At 38.3% G+C, this 22370-nt stretch carries 19 protein-coding genes; 1 reads left to right on the top strand and 18 read right to left on the bottom strand.

Annotated features, from left to right (window positions below; all coding sequences use genetic code 11):
- Positions 1–310: 310 nt before the first annotated feature.
- The 12 genes from AC2YJL_RS00715 to AC2YJL_RS00660 all read right to left on the bottom strand — a co-directional run bounded on the left by AC2YJL_RS00715 (position 311) and on the right by AC2YJL_RS00660 (position 14227).
- Positions 311–1342, bottom strand: coding sequence for a glyceraldehyde-3-phosphate dehydrogenase (locus AC2YJL_RS00715; RefSeq protein ID WP_013059435.1), 1032 nt, complete (start codon positions 1340–1342; stop codon positions 311–313).
- Positions 1343–1560: 218 nt separating this feature from the next.
- Positions 1561–2157, bottom strand: a complete 597-nt coding sequence (gene coaE / locus AC2YJL_RS00710; protein ID WP_251568878.1) for a dephospho-CoA kinase — start codon at positions 2155–2157, stop codon at positions 1561–1563.
- A 23-nt stretch (positions 2158–2180) separates the two neighbouring features.
- Positions 2181–2810, bottom strand: coding sequence for a sporulation membrane protein YtaF (ytaF, locus tag AC2YJL_RS00705; RefSeq protein WP_195695824.1), 630 nt, complete (start codon positions 2808–2810; stop codon positions 2181–2183).
- 60 nt (positions 2811–2870) lie between these two features.
- Positions 2871–3704, bottom strand: coding sequence for a DNA-formamidopyrimidine glycosylase (gene mutM / locus AC2YJL_RS00700; RefSeq protein ID WP_251568880.1), 834 nt, complete (start codon positions 3702–3704; stop codon positions 2871–2873).
- Positions 3705–3725: 21 nt separating this feature from the next.
- On the bottom strand, positions 3726–6353 hold the full coding sequence (gene polA / locus AC2YJL_RS00695) for a DNA polymerase I (RefSeq protein WP_251568882.1): 2628 nt from the start codon (positions 6351–6353) through the stop codon (positions 3726–3728).
- Positions 6354–6681: 328 nt separating this feature from the next.
- Entirely contained in the window at positions 6682–8454 is a 1773-nt protein-coding gene (gene pnpS, locus AC2YJL_RS00690; protein ID WP_102813835.1) for a two-component system histidine kinase PnpS, read from the bottom strand.
- The gene (locus AC2YJL_RS00685; protein ID WP_230933671.1) at positions 8447–9163 is read right to left on the bottom strand and encodes a response regulator transcription factor; all 717 of its coding nucleotides are present in this window, start codon (positions 9161–9163) and stop codon (positions 8447–8449) included. Before AC2YJL_RS00685 ends, pnpS begins: the two co-directional genes overlap by 8 nt.
- Positions 9164–9341: 178 nt before the next feature.
- Positions 9342–9818 carry a MaoC family dehydratase gene (locus AC2YJL_RS00680; protein ID WP_195695821.1) on the bottom strand — a complete coding sequence of 159 codons (477 nt, stop codon included), beginning with the start codon at positions 9816–9818 and terminating at the stop codon, positions 9342–9344.
- Positions 9819–9951: 133 nt separating this feature from the next.
- Positions 9952–10890, bottom strand: a complete 939-nt coding sequence (mdh, locus tag AC2YJL_RS00675) for a malate dehydrogenase (RefSeq protein WP_195695820.1) — start codon at positions 10888–10890, stop codon at positions 9952–9954.
- A gap of 28 nt (positions 10891–10918) precedes the next feature.
- A complete protein-coding gene (gene icd / locus AC2YJL_RS00670) occupies positions 10919–12211 on the bottom strand; it encodes an NADP-dependent isocitrate dehydrogenase (RefSeq protein ID WP_255255780.1) in 1293 nt (430 codons plus the stop codon).
- Between the two features lie 75 nt (positions 12212–12286).
- Complete coding sequence (gene citZ, locus AC2YJL_RS00665) at positions 12287–13405, bottom strand: citrate synthase (protein ID WP_016765709.1); 1119 nt, start codon at positions 13403–13405, stop codon at positions 12287–12289.
- Between the two features lie 360 nt (positions 13406–13765).
- A complete protein-coding gene (locus AC2YJL_RS00660) occupies positions 13766–14227 on the bottom strand; it encodes a DUF441 domain-containing protein (protein WP_013059446.1) in 462 nt (153 codons plus the stop codon).
- 113 nt (positions 14228–14340) lie between these two features.
- Between AC2YJL_RS00660 and ytvI the strand changes: the two genes are divergently transcribed.
- Positions 14341–15450 (top strand): sporulation integral membrane protein YtvI, encoded by a 1110-nt coding sequence (gene ytvI / locus AC2YJL_RS00655; RefSeq protein ID WP_195695818.1) that lies wholly within the window; start codon positions 14341–14343, stop codon positions 15448–15450.
- A 39-nt stretch (positions 15451–15489) separates the two neighbouring features.
- Here the strand turns inward: ytvI and AC2YJL_RS00650 are convergent, their stop codons facing one another.
- The 6 genes from AC2YJL_RS00650 to ystJ all read right to left on the bottom strand — a co-directional run bounded on the left by AC2YJL_RS00650 (position 15490) and on the right by ystJ (position 22179).
- Positions 15490–15882: an FxsA family protein gene (locus tag AC2YJL_RS00650; RefSeq protein ID WP_025750656.1), complete on the bottom strand. Its 393-nt coding sequence runs from the start codon at positions 15880–15882 to the stop codon at positions 15490–15492.
- Between the two features lie 79 nt (positions 15883–15961).
- Positions 15962–17722: a pyruvate kinase gene (gene pyk / locus AC2YJL_RS00645; protein WP_195695817.1), complete on the bottom strand. Its 1761-nt coding sequence runs from the start codon at positions 17720–17722 to the stop codon at positions 15962–15964.
- A 465-nt stretch (positions 17723–18187) separates the two neighbouring features.
- Positions 18188–19165, bottom strand: a complete 978-nt coding sequence (accA, locus tag AC2YJL_RS00640; protein ID WP_195695816.1) for an acetyl-CoA carboxylase carboxyl transferase subunit alpha — start codon at positions 19163–19165, stop codon at positions 18188–18190.
- Positions 19159–20040, bottom strand: coding sequence for an acetyl-CoA carboxylase, carboxyltransferase subunit beta (gene accD / locus AC2YJL_RS00635; RefSeq protein WP_013059451.1), 882 nt, complete (start codon positions 20038–20040; stop codon positions 19159–19161). Before accD ends, accA begins: the two co-directional genes overlap by 7 nt.
- A gap of 227 nt (positions 20041–20267) precedes the next feature.
- Positions 20268–20870, bottom strand: coding sequence for a FadR/GntR family transcriptional regulator (locus AC2YJL_RS00630; protein WP_029320009.1), 603 nt, complete (start codon positions 20868–20870; stop codon positions 20268–20270).
- A gap of 79 nt (positions 20871–20949) precedes the next feature.
- Positions 20950–22179, bottom strand: coding sequence for an NADP-dependent malic enzyme (ystJ, locus tag AC2YJL_RS00625; RefSeq protein WP_013059453.1), 1230 nt, complete (start codon positions 22177–22179; stop codon positions 20950–20952).
- Positions 22180–22370 lie beyond the last annotated feature (191 nt).

Raw genomic sequence — 22370 nt, 5'->3', positions numbered from 1 at the left:
GTAGCCACATCACCGAAAGGTACACAAGAAGTTCACGAAACATAGTATACTTTGTTTACATTTATTTTGCAATACGTGTTTTGATTTTATTAAAGATTGTTCTTGCAGATAGACCTATACAAATTACCCCTGTATTCTCGTGAGACAGTGTGTAAAAGCTTCTAAACGACTATTAATTTTTTATTAAAATTGAGGAAAATAAACACCCCTTTGCATGCTTATCTTATTGCTTTTCCCTATTCTTTTGAATAAAAACAAAAAAAAACAGGGCGATAGCTCCCTGTTTTTTTAAAAGCAATCAATAGCTTTCTTAGCTTACTCTTATTTTTGATCCATTACGCATTTCTGCAGCAATATATCTTACCAAATCGACTACGCGCTGAGAGTAGCCCCACTCGTTATCGTACCAAGCTAACACTTTAATTTTATGATCTTCCATTACGATCGTGGATAGTCCATCTACAATAGCTGAATGAGGATTTGTATTAAAGTCAATTGATACGAGTGGTTCCATTGTTAAATTTAAAATGTTCTTTAATGGTCCTTCAGCAGCTTTAATAAATGCTAAATTAACATCTTCCATCGTCACAGGTTTCCTTACATCCACAACTAAATCAACAAGCGATACGTTCGGCGTTGGTACACGAAGCGCCATTCCATGAAGCTTTCCTTTTAAATGAGGAAGAACTAATGAAAGTGCCTTGGCTGCGCCAGTTGTTGTAGGAATAATTGATTGAGCACATGCACGGGCTCTTCGCAAATCTTTATGCGGATTATCGATATTCTTTTGATCATTTGTATATGCATGAACGGTCGTCATTAAACCGTTTTCAATTGTGAACGCTTCGTCTAGTACCTTGACAACTGGAGCTAGACAATTTGTCGTACAAGAGGCATTAGAAATAATGTTATGCTGATTCACATCAAACTCTCGTTCGTTTACGCCCATCACAATAGTAATATCTTCCTGTTTACCCGGTGCCGTTAACACAACTTTTTTCGCACCTGCTTCAATATGTAACTGCGCTTTTTCTCTTGAATTAAATTTCCCCGTTGCTTCAACAACTAAATCAATCCCAAGCTCTTTCCAAGGCAAATTCAGCGGATCACGTGAATTTAATAGCTGAATTCTTTTACCGTTAACAATTAGCGCATCATCATCACATTTGACATCTCCATTAAATGGTCCGTGTATAGAGTCATATTTGATTAAATGTGCTAACGTTTCTGCTGGATAAGATGCATTTATTGCAATAATATCTAAATTTTCCTCTATAATCGCTGTGCGAAACACCATTCTTCCTATTCTCCCAAAACCATTAATGGCAATACGTGCTTTCATGGCTATACCCCTCTCTATATGTGTTATACTATTTAACTTTTTATATTTAATAGTATAACATAAATATTTAAAAAGTGAATAATATTAATTTTTTTTAATAAATTATTTTAATTAAGTTTTACTATATGTATATAGCGAGAACAGATATTTAACACATTCTTTTTTAGAAGCCCTTAAATATTCCCAATAAAAAAAGAGTGAATGCAATCATTCACTCTTTAATCTAGCCATAGGGCTAATATACTTAAAAGCTGTTGTTTTGTTTCCTCTACAGGACCGTTGTTATTGATCACCGCATCGGCTAAGGCTACTTTTTGAATCAAAGGCAGCTGTGCATGGATACGCGCATAGGCATCCTCCGTCGAGAGATTATTACGCGATTTTAACCTTTCTAACTGCACAGACTCATCGACATATATAACCACTACTTTATCGACTAAGTGTGTCAAGTCACTTTCAAACAGTAGCGGAATATCTAATACAACGGCTTCGTAACCTTCCTCTATATAGCTTTCCTTTTGAGAAAGCATTTCTTTTCTTACGGCAGGATGTACAATTGCATTCAATTTTTTACGTTCTTCCTCTTGATAAAACACAATTTCCCCTAAAGCCGCTCGATTGATCTCCGCATTTTCGTGAAGAATAGCACGGCCGAACGTCTCGACAATTTGTTTGTATGCTTCTTTTCCTGGTTCTACGACGGCTTTTGCAATGTGATCAGCGTCGATTACTGGAATACTGATATCTCGTAGCATTCCGGTTACCGTGCTTTTCCCGCTTGCAATTCCGCCTGTTAATCCAATTACAATTGACATTGGCCTCTCCTTTATCTCTTTATTTAAAATCTAAAAATACCTAAAATAATGAGCAGAACTCCTGGTACAAATGAGAACATTTTCATCCATGATAAACGTGAAAAAACCTTGCCAAACTGTATGCCCGCACTTAAAAAAAGAGAACTCATAAGAGCTACAGCAATTGCTAGAGCATACGGCGAATAACCTAATAAAGCCGCTCCAAACCCCGCTCCAAATGCATCAAGAGATAATGCAATTCCAAGTATAAATGCTTCAATACCATTGATGGAACCTGAATTATCTAAATCTGCTGCAATTGGCTTTTTCAATACGTTAATGACTAGGCCAATTGACTTAATTTCAATTTTCACTAATGTTTTTTCTTCTTTCACTCGAGGTGAATCTGCCGGACAAAAAAACTGGTATAAAATCCACATCCCAAGCAGAACAAGAATACCTCCGCCTACTTTATTTAGTACATCCACTGAAAATAGATGCGTAAGTACTTTTCCTAAAAACATAGAAAACATTAAAGAAAATGCTGAGCAACATGAAATAATAAAAATGGATTTCAGCGGGATTTTCACCTTTCGAAGTCCGTACGTCAGGCCAACGCTAAAGCTGTCAAGACTTACGGCAAAAGCAAGAATAACTAAAGAAAATGTTATCATGATGAGAGGACTCCTTTCCTTTCTGTCTATACGTAGTATATGAAAGGAGCCCATCCATTGTTATTTTTTAGCCGGCTGACAATTTGGGCAGATATGTGTTCCTCTACCGCCTACAACAAATTTTTCAATTGGAGTACCGCACGTTTTACAAGATTCGCCTTTTCTTCCGTACACATAAAGCTGCTGCTGAAACATGCCTATTTGTCCCTGTGTGTTTACATACGTGCGAATTGTGCTGCCTCCTTGCTTCACAGCTTCTTGAAGAGTCGCTACAATTTCTTCGTGCAATTTTCCATACTCTTCGTCTGTTAGTTGGCTGGCCACTCGTTCAGGATGAATCCCTGAGCGAAACAGTGCTTCATCTACATAAATATTCCCAAGCCCAACCACGACATTTTGATCGAGTAAAACCGGCTTGATTTTTCGAGAAGTTTTGCCGATTCGCATTTTTAATTGACTTGGATTAAATGTTTCGTCAAACGGTTCAGGTCCAAGGCCAATAAGAGGAGGAAACAGATCTTCCTCTCCCTTTTTAAATAAGTGCATAGTACCAAACTTCCTTACATCCCGGTATCGCAATTCTGTTCCATCGGTGAAGTGAAAAAAGACGTGTACATGCTTATCTGGTTCTTCTGCATTCTCATGGAGAGCATATTTACCTTCCATACGTAAATGAGAAACCATCGTATAATCATCGAGCACAATTTTCAAAAACTTACCTCTGCGTTCAACATCTCGAATAGTTTGTCCAACAAGCGCGTCACAAAACTGTTCAACTTGTTCAGGACGTTTGATAATATTGGGCCATTTAACTGTTACACGCTCAATGGTCTTTCCACTGGCTAATTCAATTAACGTACGTCTGACGGTTTCAACTTCTGGTAATTCTGGCACGTTTGTCACATCCTTTTTCCACTACTTTGCTTCGTACCAAGTCTTTCCGTAAGAATAATCTACTTTCAACGGAACTTCTAGCTCTAAAGCGTTCTCCATTACTTCTGGTACGATTTTCTCTAAAATTTTAATTTCTTCTTCTGGGGCTTCAAAAATCAGCTCATCGTGTACTTGAAGCAGCAGCTTAGCCTGAAGATTTTCATCTTTTAAGCGCTTATCCATTTCAATCATTGCTTTTTTTATAATATCAGCTGCCGTCCCTTGGATAGGCGTATTCATCGCCGTACGCTCAGCAAAGCTGCGGAGGTTAAAGTTTCGGCTCGTGATTTCAGGCAAGTAACGTCGGCGGTGCAAGAGCGTTGTTACATATCCCTTTTCTTTTGCATCGCGTACAATCGTATCCATATACTCCTGTACACCAGGGAAGCTTTTTAAATAGCGTTCAATAAAAGTAGCCGCTGCTTTTCTCGTAATTCCTAAACTTTGCGATAAACCGTAATCACTGATGCCATAGACGATTCCAAAGTTAACTGCTTTAGCCTGACGGCGCATATTCGACGTTACTTCTTCTCTTTCGACGTGGAACACATCCATCGCTGTTTTCGTATGGATATCTAAGTCATGCTTAAACGCATCGATTAGCTTTTCATCATCTGCAATATGAGCCAGTACGCGCAGCTCAATTTGTGAATAATCCGCCGCAAATATTAACCAATCAGGCTGTGAAGGCACAAACGCACCTCTTATTTTTTTACCTTCTTCAAGACGAATCGGGATGTTTTGCAAGTTAGGATCTACTGAGCTTAATCTTCCCGTTTGAGTTAATGTTTGATTAAAGCGGGTATGAACTTTTCCATCGCTTTCATGAATAACCTTTTTTAATCCTTCAATATACGTAGACTGTAATTTTCCTAGCTGACGGTATTGTAAAATCTCTGGGATAATATCATGGGTACTAGCTAATTGCTCTAATACATCAGCTGATGTGGAATAGCCTGTTTTTGTTTTCTTTATGACTGGAAGCTGCATTTTTTCAAAAAGAACAACTCCTAGCTGCTTTGGCGAATTAATATTAAATTCTTGTCCAGCGTATTCGTAGATTTTCGCTTCAATTTTTTCAAGCTGTTCTCGAAGATCTTCGCCCATTTCATCTAAACGCGCCCGGTCAATTTTCACCCCTTGATATTCCATATCAGCAAGGACAATGGCAAGAGGCATTTCAAGCTTCTCAAACAGCTCAAACTGTTCATTTTCAACCAATTCTTTTTCTAACACTTCTTTTAAATAAGCGACGGCGGCTGCTTTTCTTATAACATGCTCAGCTAGCTGATCAGCTTCCGCAATGCTTCGCTTAGCTCCTTTTCCATACACAGCTTCATCTGATTGCACTTGATGATACCCTTTTAATTTTGCAATTGTCGCTAGGTCATCATTTGCCTCAGCAGGATTCAAGATGTAAGAAGCAATCATTACATCATGTTCAATTCCTTTAATTTCATGCCCCGCCCATTTTAACGATACAATCGTACGTTTTCCATTAAACACCGTCTTTTTTACATGTTCATCTTCTAACCATGCTTTAAATTTAGAAGATGAAAGAGCTGTATCTTTATCAATAAAATAGTGGCCATTTTTGTTGCTGATTCCGAAACCGAGCAGCTGATTGTGATGATAGTTTTCTTCGTATCCTTCTACAATAAGAGCTGCTTCGCTTGTTAACATATCATCGTGAACTTCCTGCGCTATTTCAAACGTCAGTTCTTCAAAATCTGCTTCCTCTTCTGCTGATTCACCAAATTTAGCAAGCAGAGAATTAAACCCAAGCTCTTTAAATAATGAGATGACCTTTGAAGATTCAAACCCGTCATACTTTGCATCTTCTACAGATACTTCAAGAGGCGCTTCGCAATAAATTGTTGCAAGCTTTTTACTCATGATGGCTGATTCACGATTATCTTCTAGCTTTTCTTTTAATTTTTTACCGCTGACTTGACCGATAGATTTCAATACATTTTCAACCGTTTCGAACTCTTTTAATAGCTTTAAGGCTGTTTTTTCGCCGACTCCAGGCACGCCTGGGATATTATCCGAGCTGTCCCCCATAAGGCCTTTCATATCAATAATTTGTGCAGCCGTAATACCATACTTTTCATCAATGGCTGCAGGCGTATAGGAATCGACATCCGTAATCCCTTTTCTCGTAATATCTACGGTTACATGTTCTGACACAAGCTGAAGTAAATCTTTATCCCCAGAAATGACTTTTACGGCCATTCCTTTTTGTTCAGCTTGTTTTGAAAGCGTACCGATAATATCATCCGCTTCATAATCAGGGAGTTCATAGCGCTTAATCCCATATGCATCTAATAACTCACGAATAAAGGGAAACTGCTCTGAAAGTTCAGGAGGCGTCTTTTGTCTTCCTCCTTTGTATTCTGTAAATGTTTTGTGGCGAAACGTTGTTTTCCCTGCATCAAATGCCACAAGTAAATGCGTCGGCTTCTCTTCCTCTAAGATACGTGTCAGCATTGTAGTAAAGCCATATATGGCATTTGTATGTATTCCTTTATCATTGTTTAAAAGCGGCAAAGCAAAAAATGCACGATAGGCAATACTATTCCCGTCAATTAATACTAGTTTTTGTGTCATTCATGTTCCTCCATTTCGCTCTCTTCTTATCTTACCTTTATTTTAGCAAACAATAAGCTTTAAGGACAAAAAGTACTCTTGAATTCAACGTTTTATTTTCATGTGGTGATAAGATTTGTCCATCATAAAATAAAAACACCGCCTAGTTATTTTAGGCGGTGTAACATGTGAATGGATAGAAAATGTCAAAAAGAATCGGCGAAAATAGCACGGTTAAAGCTATTTTCGCCTTACACATTGGCTCCTTGGATGAAGGGGTTTCCATGAAAAATTGTATCAATTAATTATTAAGCTACATTAAATAAATTGTAAAAGGAACGTAAACATTTTACATCTGCGGCAAATACTTGTGCAGCTTGACCGAAAAAGTTGTCCCTTTATTGACTTCACTTTTCACTTCAATTTCCCCTTTATGAGCTTCAACAAGATGTTTAACAATTGCTAATCCAAGACCTGTTCCTCCGGAATTACGGCTTCTTGCTTTATCTACTCGGTAAAAGCGCTCAAAAATACGTGAAATTTCATCAGAATCAATACCGATACCTGTATCTTGAACATGAACTGTAATCGTTTCTTCTTCCTCTTCAAGCGAAACGTGAACAGTTCCTCCAGGCATTGTATACATGAGCGCATTGCCGATTAAGTTAACAAACACTTGCATAAGGCGCTGACTGTCACCATCAATCCACGCTTCTTCAGGAAGCGTATCTAACGTTAGCGTGATTTCTTTTTCAGTCGCTCGGTTTGATAGCACTGTTATGACCTCATAGAGAAGGGTATTCAAATCTACTGAATGAATGCTTAGCTTAAACCCTTGCTGTTCAACTTTAGACAAATCTAAAAGATCTTGAATCAAGCTCTCCATGCGCTGACTTTCCGTTAAAATGATAGATAGAAACTGCTGGCGCAGCTGTGGATCTTCCATGGCACCGTCTAACAATGTCTCACTAAACCCTTTTATAGACGTAATAGGAGTTTTTAGTTCATGAGACACATTTGCTACAAAGTCACGGCGAACTTGTTCTAGCTTTTTCAGCTCGGTAATATCATGGAAAACAAGCACAATCCCTTTCCATTCATCGTTTAAGCCAATAATCGGCGCTCCGTAAACATCAAAATATCTTCGTTCAATATTTAAAGGCAGAACCACTTGTTTTCGAACCTTTACTTCCGTCATAAATATTTTTTCCACAAGCTTAATGATTTCTTTATGCTCAAATACCTCGTAATACAAATGATAAAGGAAGTCATCCGGATGTATATGAAACTGCTCTTTATAAGCTCGATTTACTAAGTTTATATAGCCTCGACTATCGATAAGAAGCATGCCGCTTCCCATATTTTCAATTAGCGTGCGCAGCCTGTCCTGCTGCATTTCTTGATTAGTGATAGACTCTTGCAGATTACGAGCAAGTGCGTTAATAGACTGACTCAGCATCCCTGTTTCATCTACATAATCTTCATATGTACGAGCTTTATAATTCCCTTTTGCAAGTTCCATAGCCACTTTGGTTGCCGATTCAATAGGACGGGTATAGCGTCCCATAATCTTTACACCTAAGAGTAAAATCACAATCAAAGCTAAACCTAAGCTTCCAATAAGAAGGCCCCAAATTTGCTGATTTACTTGTTTCAATGAATCAAACGATGTACTCAGCACAACAAATCCCTCTTGCTTACCTTCTATAATAAGCGGGATACCATAGTAATATAAGTCGTAATCTTCTTTAATTTGATCAAAGCTTTTTTTACTGTTTAACTGCTTTTTTAATACTTGTTGGATTACGATACTTTTTTCGATTCTTTGCTGCTTGCTACCTGGATTTGAGTCAACTAATATTTTTCCGTCTTTTTGAACGATAGTCGTTCGTACACTTAACGAATGGCTGATTTGATCAACTTTAGATTTTAAAGCAGGACTTGTGATACCTTCTTCGCTAATGTACATTTCTACAAGCTTTGCCTCTTTTTCCATTCGCTCTTGAAACGTCTGAAAATAAAAGTTTTTAAACAACTGTCCCAGCAGCAGGCCAAGACCTACTAATACAATAATAATAAGTACTAATAGAGCCAAAAGTAGCCTTGAACGAAATTTATTCATCTACCTTTGGTTCCTCCAGCTTATATCCTAATCCTCTAATCGTTTTTATATAAACAGGTTTTCGCGTATTGTGTTCGATTTTCTCACGCAAATGGCTGATGTGCACATCTACAATTCGCGTATCTCCGGCAAAATCATAATTCCACACTGCACTTAGTAGCTGATCACGAGTTAATACCCGCCCTTTGTATTTTGCCAAATATAATAATAACTCAAATTCTTTTGGAGTAAGCTCAAGCTGCTCTTGATTAAAGTAGGCCTCATAATGATCTGGAAGAATTTTTAAATCACCGATCGTGATGCGCTCGCCATCTTCCTCTTGTTCATTTTCCTGAGCAATAATTTGTGTTCTGCGTAAAATGGCTTTTACACGCGCCACTACTTCTCGAGGACTAAATGGTTTCGTCATGTAGTCATCTGCGCCAAGCTCTAGCCCTAATACTTTGTCGAACTCATCGTCTTTTGCAGTTAACATTAAAATAGGCGTCATCACTTTTTGCTGACGAAGCTTTTTACAAACTTCAATTCCATCCATCTTAGGAAGCATCAAGTCTAACACAATTAAATCCGGTTTTCCTTCTAGTGCCTTGTTGTATCCTTCTTCCCCATCTTCAGCTGTTTCTACTGTAAAGCCAGCTTGTTGTAAATTATATTGTAATAATGTTGAAATTGATTGTTCATCATCTACGACTAATAATTTCTTACCCATATTAACGATATAAGCCTCCATCTAGTTAAATTAAACCGCAGCTTCATCCAAATGATATTATTTTCTATTTATCTTCTCTTATCATACAATGTTTTAGCCTCGTTCTCCAATACATTTCAACATTTTCAGAAAATATGATCAAACAGTTTCTTCTATATTTATAAATATTTAAGGTGTTTTAAAAATTTTCAAAGTCGTGTGTCTCTACTGATGGAAGTCTAAACGGCGGATACACAAGAAACCGCGCCGTTACTACTTTCTCTTTTTGCTCATTGACCGCTTCCACCTCAATCGTAACAGTTTTAGAAGAAACATCTACCTCTGTCACTTCAAATAAAAATTCAATCGTGCTATAATGGTGAATCTTTTTGGGGAAGGTTACCGTATGTTCTGCAACGTGGCTTCCAGGTCCGGGCAAATACTTTGAAATGGCTGCTGTCATAATACCGGTAATCATAATACTTGGCACAATAGGTTTTTTAAAAGGGGTCTGAGATGCGTAATCATGCTGAATGTATAAAGGGTTCGAATCATTTGTCAGCCCTAAGTACAATAAGATATCCTTATCTTCAATTCGTTCCGTTAGCGTTAATTTTTCTCCAACTTTTATATCTTCAATACTTCGGCCTATTTTTTGTTTTTTACCTAATACCATCATCATTCCACCTTTTGTATAAAGTAATAGCTTTTCTTTATATACAAGAAAAATTCGAGGTTTCCCTCGAATTTTCCTTGTGAATATTGTTTGAATATTGATAAAAACCTATACTCAAACCTATTTTATGGTATTAAGCTAATACACCCATGACAGTTTTAACTGATTTTGCTGATTGATCTAAAGAAGCTTTTTCAGAATCAGTCAGTTCTAATTCAATTACCTGCTCAATTCCTGCGGCTCCTAATACGGTTGGAACACCTAAGTAGATGCCGTTATAACCATACTCACCCTCTAGGTAAGCAATCGCTGGTAAAATGCGACGCTGATCTTTTAGGATCGCTTCTGTCATTTCCACTAAAGAAGCAGCAGGAGCGTAGTACGCACTTCCATTACCTAATAAGTTAACGATCTCGCCGCCGCCTTTGCGTGTTCGTTCAACAATTGCTTCAAGGCGCGCTTTTGGAATAAGCGTTTCAAGAGGAATACCGCCAGCATATGAGTAGCGTACAAGAGGTACCATATCATCGCCATGTCCACCAAGTACAAAACCTGTGATATCTTTTACTGAAATGTTTAACTCCTGCGCTACGAACGTACGGAAACGTGCAGAATCTAATACACCTGATTGACCAATTACGCGGTTTTTAGGAAAACCAGATTCTTTAAATACCGTGTACGTCATAGCATCTACCGGGTTTGTTAACACGATAATATGACAGTTTGGTGAGTATTTAACAATTTCTTGAGTAACAGACTTCATGATCTTTTGGTTCGTTGTTACTAAATCATCGCGACTCATACCTGGCTTGCGTGCGATACCAGCTGTAATAATGACAATGTCAGAATCAGCTGTGTCTTCGTAGTTGGCTGTTCCTGTAATGTTAGCGTCAAATCCTTGTACGGGACTTGCTTCTAACATATCCAGCGCTTTACCTTTAGCTGGATTTTCTAATTGCGGAATATCAACTAATACAACATCAGCTAACTCTTTTTGACCAATTAAAAAAGCAGTTGTAGCTCCCGTAAAGCCCGCTCCGATAACAGATACTTTTTTACGCATATTTGCCATTATAATTCCTCCCCTAAATGAATAGCTATTAAACTGTTACTTGTTTTCCTAGATTGCTAATTAATTCATCAGCGAACTCTGAACACTTCACTTCTGTTGCACCATCCATTAAACGTGCGAAATCATAAGTTACTACTTTTGAAGCAATTGTTTTTTCCATTGATTTCATGATTAAATCCGCTGCTTCGTTCCAGCCAAGGTGTTCAAGCATTAACACACCTGATAATAATACAGAAGATGGGTTTACTTTATCTAAACCAGCATATTTAGGTGCTGTACCGTGAGTTGCTTCAAAGATAGCATGTCCAGTTTCATAGTTGATGTTTGCTCCTGGAGCAATTCCGATACCGCCAACTTGCGCCGCTAATGCATCTGAAATATAATCTCCATTTAAATTCATTGTTGCTACTACATCGAATTCACGTGGACGAGTTAAAATTTGTTGTAAGAAGATATCTGCAATTGAATCTTTTACAATAATTTTTCCTGCTGCTTCCGCTTCTGCTTGAGCTTTGTTTGCAGCCTGTGCACCTTCTTTTTCAACGATGCGGTCATATTGTGCCCAAGTAAATACTTTATCGCCGAATTCTTTTTCAGCTAGCTCATAGCCCCAATTTTTAAATGCGCCTTCTGTATATTTCATAATGTTACCTTTGTGTACAAGCGTAACAGACTTGCGGCCTTGTTCAATTGCGTAGTTGATTGCTGCACGCACAAGACGCTCTGTTCCTTCAGAAGAAATAGGCTTAATACCTAATCCAGAAGTTTCAGGGAAACGGATTTTATTTACGCCTAATTCCGTTTGTAAGAATGAAACAAGCTTTTGTACTTCTTCAGAACCCTTCGCATATTCAATACCAGCATAAATATCTTCAGTATTTTCACGGAAGATAACCATATCTGTATCTTCAGGGCGCTTAATTGGAGAAGGTACGCCGTCAAAGTAGCGAACAGGACGTAAGCATGTGAATAAGTCTAATTCTTGACGCAATGCCACGTTTAGAGAACGAATTCCACCGCCTACTGGTGTTGTTAATGGTCCTTTGATTGCAATTATGTATTCGCGAATTGCATCTAATGTTTCTTCCGGTAACCATTCGCCAGTTTGATTAAATGCTTTTTCACCTGCTAATACTTCTTTCCAAACGATTTCTTTTTCACCATTGTATGCTTTTGCAACCGCTGCTTCTAATACGCGAGAAGCTGCTGCCCAGATATCCGGACCAATTCCGTCACCTTCGATAAATGGAATAATTGGGTTATTTGGTACGTTTAACACGCCGTTTGCTACAGAAATTTGTTCACCTTTTGTCATGAGAATGACCTCCTTAAAAAATTTGTCTACTTTCACTTATGGAAAAGTGCTCAACGAACGTGAGCACCTTCGTCACATTGTTTAGCTGCGCTCTTCAAGCGGAATGTACGTTTGTTTTCCAGGACCGATATAATCAGCTCTTGGACGAATCAAACGATTGTTTGAATACTGCTCTAAAATGTGAGCAATCCATCCTGATACGCGGCTTACGGCAAAGATCGGAGTAAATAGATCGTGATCAATCCCTAAGCTGTGGTATACAGAAGCTGAATAGAAGTCAACGTTTGGCGGAAGCTTTTTCTCGCCTGTTACGATCTCTTCAATTTTTACTGACATATCGTATAGCGTTGTATCTCCTGCTTGTTTGGTAAGTTTTTCAGACATTTCTTTCAAGTGCTTGGCACGAGGATCACCCTGTTGATACACACGATGTCCAAATCCCATAATCTTTTCTTTTTTCGCGAGCTTTTCGCGAATGTAAGGTTCTGCGTTTTCAACTGTTTGAATGTCAGACAACATTTTCATAACAGCTTCATTCGCTCCCCCGTGAAGAGGACCCTTTAACGCTCCAATAGCGGCTGTAATTCCTGAATAAATATCGGATAACGTTGCCACACAGACACGAGCTGTAAAAGTTGAAGCATTTAGCTCATGGTCAGCGTGTAAGACAAGTGCTTTATCAAATGCCTCTACTTGGATATCAGTTGGCTCTTCGCCGGTTAACATATATAAAAAGTTAGCGGCAATGCTATAGTTTTCGTTTGGTTCAATTGGCTCTAATCCGTTACGGACTCTTGAAAAAGCCGTTACCACCGTTGGTAATTGTGCTTGCAAACGAACAGCTTTGCGATAATTTGCTTCTTCATCCATTAAATCAGCTTCAGGATCGTACAACCCCAATAGTGATACGACTGTTCTTAAAGCTGCCATTGGATGAACATCTTTAATTGGATAAGTTTTGAAATGATCTAAGACTTCTTGGGGTAATTTAGCGTTTTCTGCTAGTAATCTAGAAAACACAGATAATTCTTCTTTGTTAGGTAATTTTCCGTGCCATAGTAAATACACCACTTCTTCAAATGTTGCATAATTCGCTAAATCATCAATATTGTAGCCTTGATATGTTAAAGTGTCATCAATAATTGAACTCACTGCTGACGTTGTAGCGACTACCCCTTCTAGACCTCGAGTTGCTGTCATAAATCTCCACTCCTTTACAGAAAAAATTCCCCATACCTTTCTGTGTAAAACGTGAAAAACAAAATTGAGCCTCTGCTCAACTAGACATTAAATGATATACGAAGCGCCTCTTTTGAATATATATCTTGGAAGAACATTCCTTTACCCCACGTAAAGAAAATGCTTACATTTCCATTTGTTTCAATAACACACAAAATCAAAACATCTGCATGTGTCATTGCTTTGTTACAGCCCTATAGGTAAAACATACAATTGTATGTAAAAAGATGCGGCCTCAAAATATATTATAAACAATTATCTGACTTTTGTGAATCAAAAGAGAGAAGAAATTTTAAAAAAATTATTATTATACAAAAATTTCTACGAAAAAAGTTCGGTTAATTTCATAAATAAATAAGCAATTCCAGCACCGATTAACGGACCTACTGCCACCCCTTGAAACAGCGCCACAGCAAGAATTGTGCCAAAAACTAAAGCGGTCGTAATATGCGGATCATCTTCCAAGAGTGTAAGTCCATATTTGGCAATAATTGCTACAGCAATTCCCGCTCCTAGAGCAATCCAGGCATAAGAAGATTTCACAGCCTCTCCTAATTGTTTGAATCCTATGTCTCCTGTTGCAATCGGCACAAGAACGGCAATTGTAATAACCGTTACTCCAATATTAATTCCTTTTGATTGTAGAAACGGAAAAACCTTACCGTCTAACCCGATTAATTTTAAAATAAGTAAAAATGCAACTGCAATGATTAATGATTGATTTTTAGCCACTAATCCAATTACGAGTAAAACAGCTAAAAAAAGCATGGGTTGTGAGAACATTTTACTCATCCTTTCTTTTTTTATTGTGATAAATCTAAAGCGTATGACGTAAATATTTTATGAGTAGCTTTTTCTTTTGTTAACTATGGTTTACAAGGAGGCCTCTATTTATTGTGTACAAGCTTCATTTACACCGACTATTTCGCTTAGCTTGTGTGTTGGCAATTATTGCAGCATCTATATTTCTTAGTTATTATGTCTCTTCTCTCATATATCCATTTATTATCGCCTGCTGCATCGCTTTTTTTATAAACCCTATGGTTAATCTATTTGAATTGAAGCTGCGCTTACCCCGCTACTTAGCTGTTTTACTGTCAATGGTTCTTATCTTCTCTCTTTTGGCCGGACTTATTACGTTACTTATCACAGAAATCATTGCAGGAAGTACGTATTTAGCGAAAGTTGTTCCCACAAATTTCAAAGAAGTGGTCATATTTATTGAAAATATTGCTACAGAACAAATACTTCCGTTTTATGAACGCATTACTTCTATGTTTAATAACTTAAATACCGGTCAGCAAGCAACTATTTTATCGAACATTAAAGGGGTAGGCAACCATATCGCTCAAACCGTGGGCGATTTTTTGCAAAATGTATTGCAAAGCATCCCAGTACTTTTATCCGTATTGCCTAATGCAGCGACTGTGATTATTTTTTCATTGCTGGCTACTTTTTTTATTAGTAAAGATTGGTACAAGCTGATGGCTAAAAGCAGCTTGTTTATTCCTAAAAAAGTAAGAGAAAATGGACAGACAGTTGTTGTGGAGCTTAAAAATGCACTGTTTGGTTTTATTAAAGCTCAGCTTACGCTTATTTCGATTACCACAATCATCGTTCTTTTTGGTTTACTTGTTCTTAGGGTTGATTATGCTATTACAGTCGCTTTATTAATTGGCTTAGTAGATATTCTTCCTTACCTCGGAACAGGACTGGTTTTTGTTCCTTGGATGATTTATGCCTTTGCAACAGATAACGTGTCATTTGCTGTAGGGCTCTCGGTACTATATGCTGTAGTACTTGTGCAGCGACAAATTATGGAACCAAAAATTTTGTCATCAAGCATTGGTCTTGATCCTCTCGCTACATTAATTGCTTTATTTGTAGGATATCAACTGATTGGATTTTTCGGATTAATAGTTGGCCCTGTTATTCTTGTTATTCTAAAAACTCTTCATACAACGGGGGTTTTTAAAGAAACGTGGCAGTTTATTATAGGAAAATGAAAAAGTGTGTGAAAGAAGCTTCTTTCACACACTTTCTAATTAACGAATAATCGTCATTCGATTACGTCCTTGAAAAAATCTTCTTAGCCACGTTAAAAGAAAAGGCTTAACGATTCTGCGTGTAAACGGCAGTAAAAAGATAAAGCCTACAACATCTGTCAAGAAGCCTGGAAACAGCAGAAACAGTCCGCCAAATAGTACACACATACCATCAAGGATTTCACCGCTCGGAACATGTCCCTGGCTCATCTGACGCTGTGCTTTTTGAAAAAGAGATGTTCCTTGTTTTTTCGCTAGAAACGCACCAATAAAACTGGTAGCAATAATCAGTAAAAATGTTGACATGACACCAATGAGATGACTTGAATAAATCAAAATCATTACCTCAACAGCAGGTACAATAAGAAGGAGCGGAAGGAGCTTCCTCACCATCATCACCTCTTCGCTTATTGAATTGCCTAAACAAAAAGAGAAGGGTTCCCCTTCTCTTTTTTCTATCATCTACGTGTTCTTACAGTACGCTTGCGTGTCCGTTGTATACAACACCGCGTGAAGCATCAACTGTAATATCTTGATCTTCCGAGAATACGCTTGTTGCGTTTTCTACGCCTACAATGACAGGAATGCTTAAGTTTAACCCTACTACAGCTGCATGGCTTGTTAGACCGCCTTCTTCTGTAATAAGAGCTCCTGCTTTTTCAATTGCACCGATCATATCGCGATCTGTGCTGTTTGTAACAAGGATAGCACCTTCAGTCATTTTTGCATTTGCTTCTTCAGCAGTTTTAGCAATAACTACTTTACCAACTGCTGCTTTACGACCAATTCCTTGTCCTTTAGCAAGAACGTCACCTACAACTTGAACTTTCATTAAGTTCGTTGCACCTGATTCTCCAACTGGAACACCAGCTGTAATAACCACTAAGTCGCCGTGTGCTACAACGCCTGTTTTTACTGCGTCATTTACAGCGTGATCTAACATATCGTCAATTGTATTTACGCGCTCACCAACAACTGGTGTAACACCCCATACTAGAGACAGACGACGTGCAACAGAATCGTTTGCTGCAACAGCTACGATTGGAGATTGCGGACGATATTTAGAAACGATTTTCGCTGTATAACCACTTTCTGTTGGCGCTACGATTGCACTAGCGTTTAAGTTAAGCGCTGTGTGTACAACAGATTGTCCAATTGCATCTGTAATAGATGGGCCAACTTGCTTGCTGCGCTGTTGTAAAATCTCAGAGTAGTTTAGAGCTTGCTCAGCACGAGAAGCGATTGAATGCATTGTTTGTACAGCTTCAACTGGGTAAGAACCTGCAGCTGTTTCACCAGATAACATAATTGCATCCGTACCATCAAAGATAGCATTGGCAACGTCACTTGCTTCCGCACGAGTTGGGCGCGGGTTGCGTTGCATTGAATCAAGCATTTGTGTAGCTGTAATAACTGGTTTGCCAAGCGCATTACATTGTTTGATTAGATCTTTTTGTACTAATGGTACTTCTTCAGCAGGAATTTCTACTCCTAAGTCACCACGAGCAACCATTAAACCGTCTGAAACTTCAAGAATTTCCTTGATGTTATCTACGCCTTCTTGGTTTTCAATTTTTGAGATGATTTGAATGTGAGCTGCATTGTGTTTTTCTAGTAGTTCACGAATTTCTAATACATCAGATGCGCGACGCACAAAAGAAGCAGCGATAAAATCAATGCCTTGTTCGATACCGAATACAATATCGCTTGCATCTTTTTCAGTGATACCAGGAAGGTTTACACTTACGTTTGGCACGTTTACACCTTTTTTATTTTTTAATGTACCTGGGTTAAGTACTTTTGTTTTGATTTCACCGTCAGTTTTATTGATTTCTAGTACTTCAAGACCGATTAAACCGTCATCTAAAAGGATTTTTGATCCTACGTGTACGTCTTCAATTAGACCTGGATATGTAATTGAGAATTTTTCAGTTGTTCCCACTACTTCTGTCATAGAAACAATGATTTCAGAGCCTTCTTGTAACTCAATTGCACCATTTTCCATTGTGTTTGTACGAATTTCAGGTCCTTTTGTATCAAGTAAGATACCTACTGTTTTACCTGTTTGTTTCGCAGCTTCACGAATGTTAACAATACGTGCACCGTGCTCTTCAAAGTCACCGTGAGAGAAGTTTAGACGACAAACGTTTAAGCCTGAGTTAATTAGTTCAACTAATTTTTCTACACTTTCACTCGCTGGTCCAATAGTACATACAATTTTAGTTTTACGCATTCAAATTTCCTCCTATATATTTACTATTTACTCTTTAGATAGGGCAAATAGCTATTTCTTTTACTAACCTTGTACTAGCAGGCTATGAACAAATATTTTGTTGCCCTGACTTGTTCACCTTGCTTTACGTGTAACTTATGAAATACCTACGTAGCGCTGAATCAAATAGCAAACAAATACACAGCACTTTAACGATGAATTTCTTCATCGTTTGCTTCTTGTTTTACTATTCCCTGCAATTCATACAGCAATACTTGCTGCCTGATTTGTCTTTTAGAGAAAAGACAAACGCTCGCACAGCTGCTAATAACCATAGGAAATTTTTTAAAAACACTCTTTTTCTACTTTTACTTAAAGGTTTTTGCTGTCTATAAAATACCACGAAGAACTTGTAAACACAATAGAGAAGGGCTATACAAACCGCACAAAAACGCGCACCCTTATTTTTCAAGAGTGCACGTTTCTTTATTTTATAGTAATGGCATCGTTTTCAGCTGCAAATTGTCCGATTTTTTTGTATTTTAAATAACGCTCTTCCACTAGCTCTTCTTTTGATAAATTCATCAGCTCTTTTAATGATTTCTTGATAATGCCCTCCATGTATCCAGCTTGTGCATCGATATCTCGGTGAGCTCCGCCTTTTACCTCTGAAACCATTTCATCTACAATACCCAGTTCTTTCAAATCTGGTGCTGTAATCTTCATCGTTTCAGCAGCTTTTTTCGCAAGAGAAGAATCTTTCCAAAGAATGGCTGCCGCTCCTTCTGGAGAAATAACTGAATACGTGGAGTTCTCAAGCATATGAAGGTGATTTCCTAAACCTAATGCCAAGGCTCCCCCGCTTCCTCCTTCTCCAATTACAATGCAAATAACAGGTACAGTTAAGCCAGCCATTTCGAAAAGGTTTTTCGCAATAGCTTCGCTTTGTCCGCGCTCTTCTGCCGCTTTTCCTGGATAAGCTCCTTTTGTATCAATAAAGCAAACAATTGGGCGGTTAAATTTCTCCGCTTGCTTCATTAGACGCAGTGCTTTACGGTAGCCTTCAGGGTGAGGCATACCAAAATTACGGCGAATATTTTCTTTCGTATCTTTACCTCTCTGATGTCCAATCACGGTAACAGGCACGCCATTAAACTTGGCAATTCCTCCTACGATTGCTTCATCATCTCCATAAAAGCGATCTCCATGACACTCTAAAAAGTTTGTAAACAAGCGCGAAATATAATCGAGTGTTGTAGGACGCTCAGGATGACGAGCAATTTGAACACGGTTCCATGGGCTTAGATGATTGTAAATATCGTTTTCTACTTTTTCTAAGCGATTTTCTAACTTATCAATTTCGCTAGATAAATCCACTTCTGTGTTTTTAGCAAACTCTTTAAGCTCTGCAATCTTGTTTCGCAACTCGACAATTGGACGTTCAAATTCTAATTCGCTTACCACTCGATGTCACCTCCTGCTACGTGTATATCTAAAATAGTTGTTAACGTTTCTTTTAAATCATGACGGTCAATAACTCCGTCTAGCTGACCATGCTTCAACAGAAATTCCGACGTCTGAAAATCTTCTGGAAGCTCTTCTCTAATTGTTTGTTCAATAATACGTCTTCCAGCAAAGCCAATTAACGCGCCCGGCTCGGCTAAATTATAATCCCCTAACGAAGCAAAGCTTGCTGACACGCCCCCTGTAGTAGGATGTGTCATAATCGAAATGATTAAGCCGCCTTCATCACTGAACATTTTAAGAGCTGCGCTAGTTTTAGCCATTTGCATCAAGCTCAGAACACCTTCTTGCATACGTGCACCGCCTGAAGCTGTAAAAATAAGGAATGGAACATGCATTTCCTTCGCTTTTTCAATGGCGCGAGTAATTTTCTCGCCGACTACAGAGCCCATGCTTCCCATACGGAAGTGTGAATCCATAACAGCAACTACTACTTTAATGCCTTCAATATCTCCTTCACCCGTAACAATCGCTTCACTCAAATTAGTTTTCTCACGATCTTTTTCGAGCTTTTCGAGATAATCAGGGAACCCAAGAGGATTTTCTGACGTCATATCTTTGTCGTATTCAACAAACGTTCCGCTGTCGATTAAGCTTTCGATACGCTCTGGTGCTGTCATTTGATGATGATATCCACAGTTTAAGCATACTTTTAAGTTTTTATTTAACTCTTTCGTATACATTATTTTTTTACACTTTTTACACTTGGTCATAATTCCTTCAGGTACATCTTGTCTCATATGCTCAGAAGGAATCGTAGCATATTTTCGTTTTTTTGGAGTTTTTGTGTTTTTTGTAAATAAATCTCGTAACAAGGTGTAACCTCCTTTTGGTTCTTTTCTTTATCATAAGAACCTTTATTCTTCCTCTTCTTCTACTATTTACAAGTTGTGAAAATCCGCCTCAAATACAAATCAAGTGACGGATAGACAAAAATTGGACGAATTGTTCGCTTCACTTTATTAGTTGCTATTTACTTTACTAGATGACTGTTTGATTTTGTGTAGAAAGATGGCATGTCTCTTTCGACAAATTCCTTCTTTCACACTTGTTTGTAGCACTGATGGTGAAGATTTAATACAGCTGCTTCATCTTTTTTAGCTAACGCCTCTACTAATTCACTTATCAGAGTGTCGCTTGGCGCTGAGTTTTGTTGAAAAGTTTGAGAAAAACGGCAAATAATCAACCAGATTCGGTGTAATAGCCGATTAGGCTGCAAAGAAAACAAATAGTCAAACAAGTTCTTCAAACAATCGTCATTCTGCTTTTGAATTGCTTTCGAAACATTGATTTCGTCCTGTTCCGCTAAAACAAAATACAAACAGCTCTTTTCAAGAATATATCTCGTCTGAATTAAATCTGATTTTGTTTTACCGTCTTGTACTAAAAAAGTAGCTAATAAATCAATAAATTGATGATCCCCTACTTCTTTAATAAACGTACCTTCACCTCTTCTAGTTTCAATCAACCCAATTAGCTCTAACGCTCTGAGCGCTTCTCGAACGGAAGAACGTCCTGCGCCTAACCGTTCAGAAAGCTCTCGTTCTGACGGGATTTTATCCCCCGTAGTTAAACGATCGTCTTCCATTAGCTGGCGAATTTGTTTTAGAATTTCTACATATACTTTTGAACGTTCATTCTTCAAGTTTACTACCACTCACTTTACATTACTTTAACAGGCATGCTTGAAGCATCATGCCTGTCAAAGAACAGTTGATGTAACCTTATTCAATAATCGCTAAGCGACGTGTGTTTTCAGCTACGGCTTCTGGCTTTACTTTTATTCGGGCAACGCCTGTTTCCATAGCTGCTTTTGCAACAGCGGCGGCTACTGCCGGAGCCACTCGTGCATCAAATGGACCTGGAATCACATAGTCTGTATTCAAGTCCTCTTCCGTAATTAAATTAGCAATGGCCTCAACTGCAGCCATTTTCATTTTTTCATTAATATGAGTAGCACGTACATCTAGTGCACCTCGGAATATCCCCGGAAACGCTAGGACATTGTTCACTTGATTAGGAAAATCAGAACGTCCGGTGCCGATTACTTTCGCGCCAGCTTTTTTAGCTTCTTCTGGCATAATTTCAGGCACCGGATTTGCCATTGCAAAAATGATTGGGTCTGGATTCATCTTTCCAATCATCTCCGGTGTGAGTGCTCCTTCAACCGAAACTCCAATAAATACGTCAGCTTCTTCTAACGCATCAGCTAACGTACCTTCTACTTTGCTTCGATTTGTATAGGCTGCAACTTCATCTTTTATACGGTTCATGCCGTGAGGACGCTTGTCATAAATCGTTCCTTTGGAATCACACATAATGATATCGCGCACTCCATAGCTGTATAATAATTTAATAATAGCAATGCCAGCAGCTCCTGCTCCATTCGCTACCACTTTGATTTGTGACATTTTTCTTCCTGTCAGCTTCAGGGCATTAAGAAGACCCGCTACCGTAACAATAGCCGTCCCATGCTGATCATCATGAAAAACCGGGATATTTGTTTCCTTTTTCAACCGCTCTTCAATTTCAAAACAGTTAGGAGCCGCAATATCTTCTAAATTAACGCCTCCAAAAGTAGGTTCTAGCAATTTAACAGTTTCTATAATTTTGTCCACATCTGTCGTGTTTAAACAAATTGGGAATGCATCTACGCCGGCAAAACTTTTAAAAAGGACAGCTTTCCCTTCCATTACTGGCAGAGCAGCCTCGGGACCTATATTGCCTAAGCCCAATACGGCAGTGCCATCAGATACAACAGCTACCATATTTCCTTTCATCGTATATTCATATACATTGTTTACATCATCATATATTTCTTTGCAAGGTTCTGCTACACCAGGGGAATAAGCAAGGCTTAAATCCTCTGCGTTTCGAACAGGAATTTTGGACTTTGATTCTAGTTTACCTTTGTTAATGCGGTGCATATGCAATGCTTCTTCACGTAAAGACAATGAATTTCACTCCCAATAAACAAAATGATAACAAATACTGCGCCTGAACCATGTTCTTTCCCACACTACTCATATGATGTTATAAATCCAATTGCATTTCATTTCAAGAAAAACGCATCTAATTCGTATATTTCATAAAAAACGGTGGTCAGACCACTTTTTTAACTATTTTACCATATAACATCACATGA

The sequence above is a fragment of the Priestia sp. SRI_019 genome, from assembly GCF_057586255.1.
The sequence above is the reverse complement of the archived record's forward strand: the minus strand, read 5'-3'. Positions and strand labels throughout refer to the sequence as shown.

Coding starts and splice junctions, on each gene's coding strand:
- AC2YJL_RS00680 (WP_195695821.1), bottom strand. CDS start 9,818: ATGGTATTAGGTAAAAAACAAAAAATAGGCCGAAGTATTGAAGATATA.
- AC2YJL_RS00715 (WP_013059435.1), bottom strand. CDS start 1,342: ATGAAAGCACGTATTGCCATTAATGGTTTTGGGAGAATAGGAAGAATG.
- AC2YJL_RS00650 (WP_025750656.1), bottom strand. CDS start 15,882: ATGGTGAGGAAGCTCCTTCCGCTCCTTCTTATTGTACCTGCTGTTGAG.
- polA (WP_251568882.1), bottom strand. CDS start 6,353: ATGACACAAAAACTAGTATTAATTGACGGGAATAGTATTGCCTATCGT.
- AC2YJL_RS00685 (WP_230933671.1), bottom strand. CDS start 9,163: ATGGGTAAGAAATTATTAGTCGTAGATGATGAACAATCAATTTCAACA.
- AC2YJL_RS00660 (WP_013059446.1), bottom strand. CDS start 14,227: ATGTTCTCACAACCCATGCTTTTTTTAGCTGTTTTACTCGTAATTGGA.
- citZ (WP_016765709.1), bottom strand. CDS start 13,405: ATGACAGCAACTCGAGGTCTAGAAGGGGTAGTCGCTACAACGTCAGCA.
- ytaF (WP_195695824.1), bottom strand. CDS start 2,810: ATGATAACATTTTCTTTAGTTATTCTTGCTTTTGCCGTAAGTCTTGAC.
- mdh (WP_195695820.1), bottom strand. CDS start 10,890: ATGGCAAATATGCGTAAAAAAGTATCTGTTATCGGAGCGGGCTTTACG.
- coaE (WP_251568878.1), bottom strand. CDS start 2,157: ATGTCAATTGTAATTGGATTAACAGGCGGAATTGCAAGCGGGAAAAGC.
- pnpS (WP_102813835.1), bottom strand. CDS start 8,454: ATGAATAAATTTCGTTCAAGGCTACTTTTGGCTCTATTAGTACTTATT.
- pyk (WP_195695817.1), bottom strand. CDS start 17,722: ATGCGTAAAACTAAAATTGTATGTACTATTGGACCAGCGAGTGAAAGT.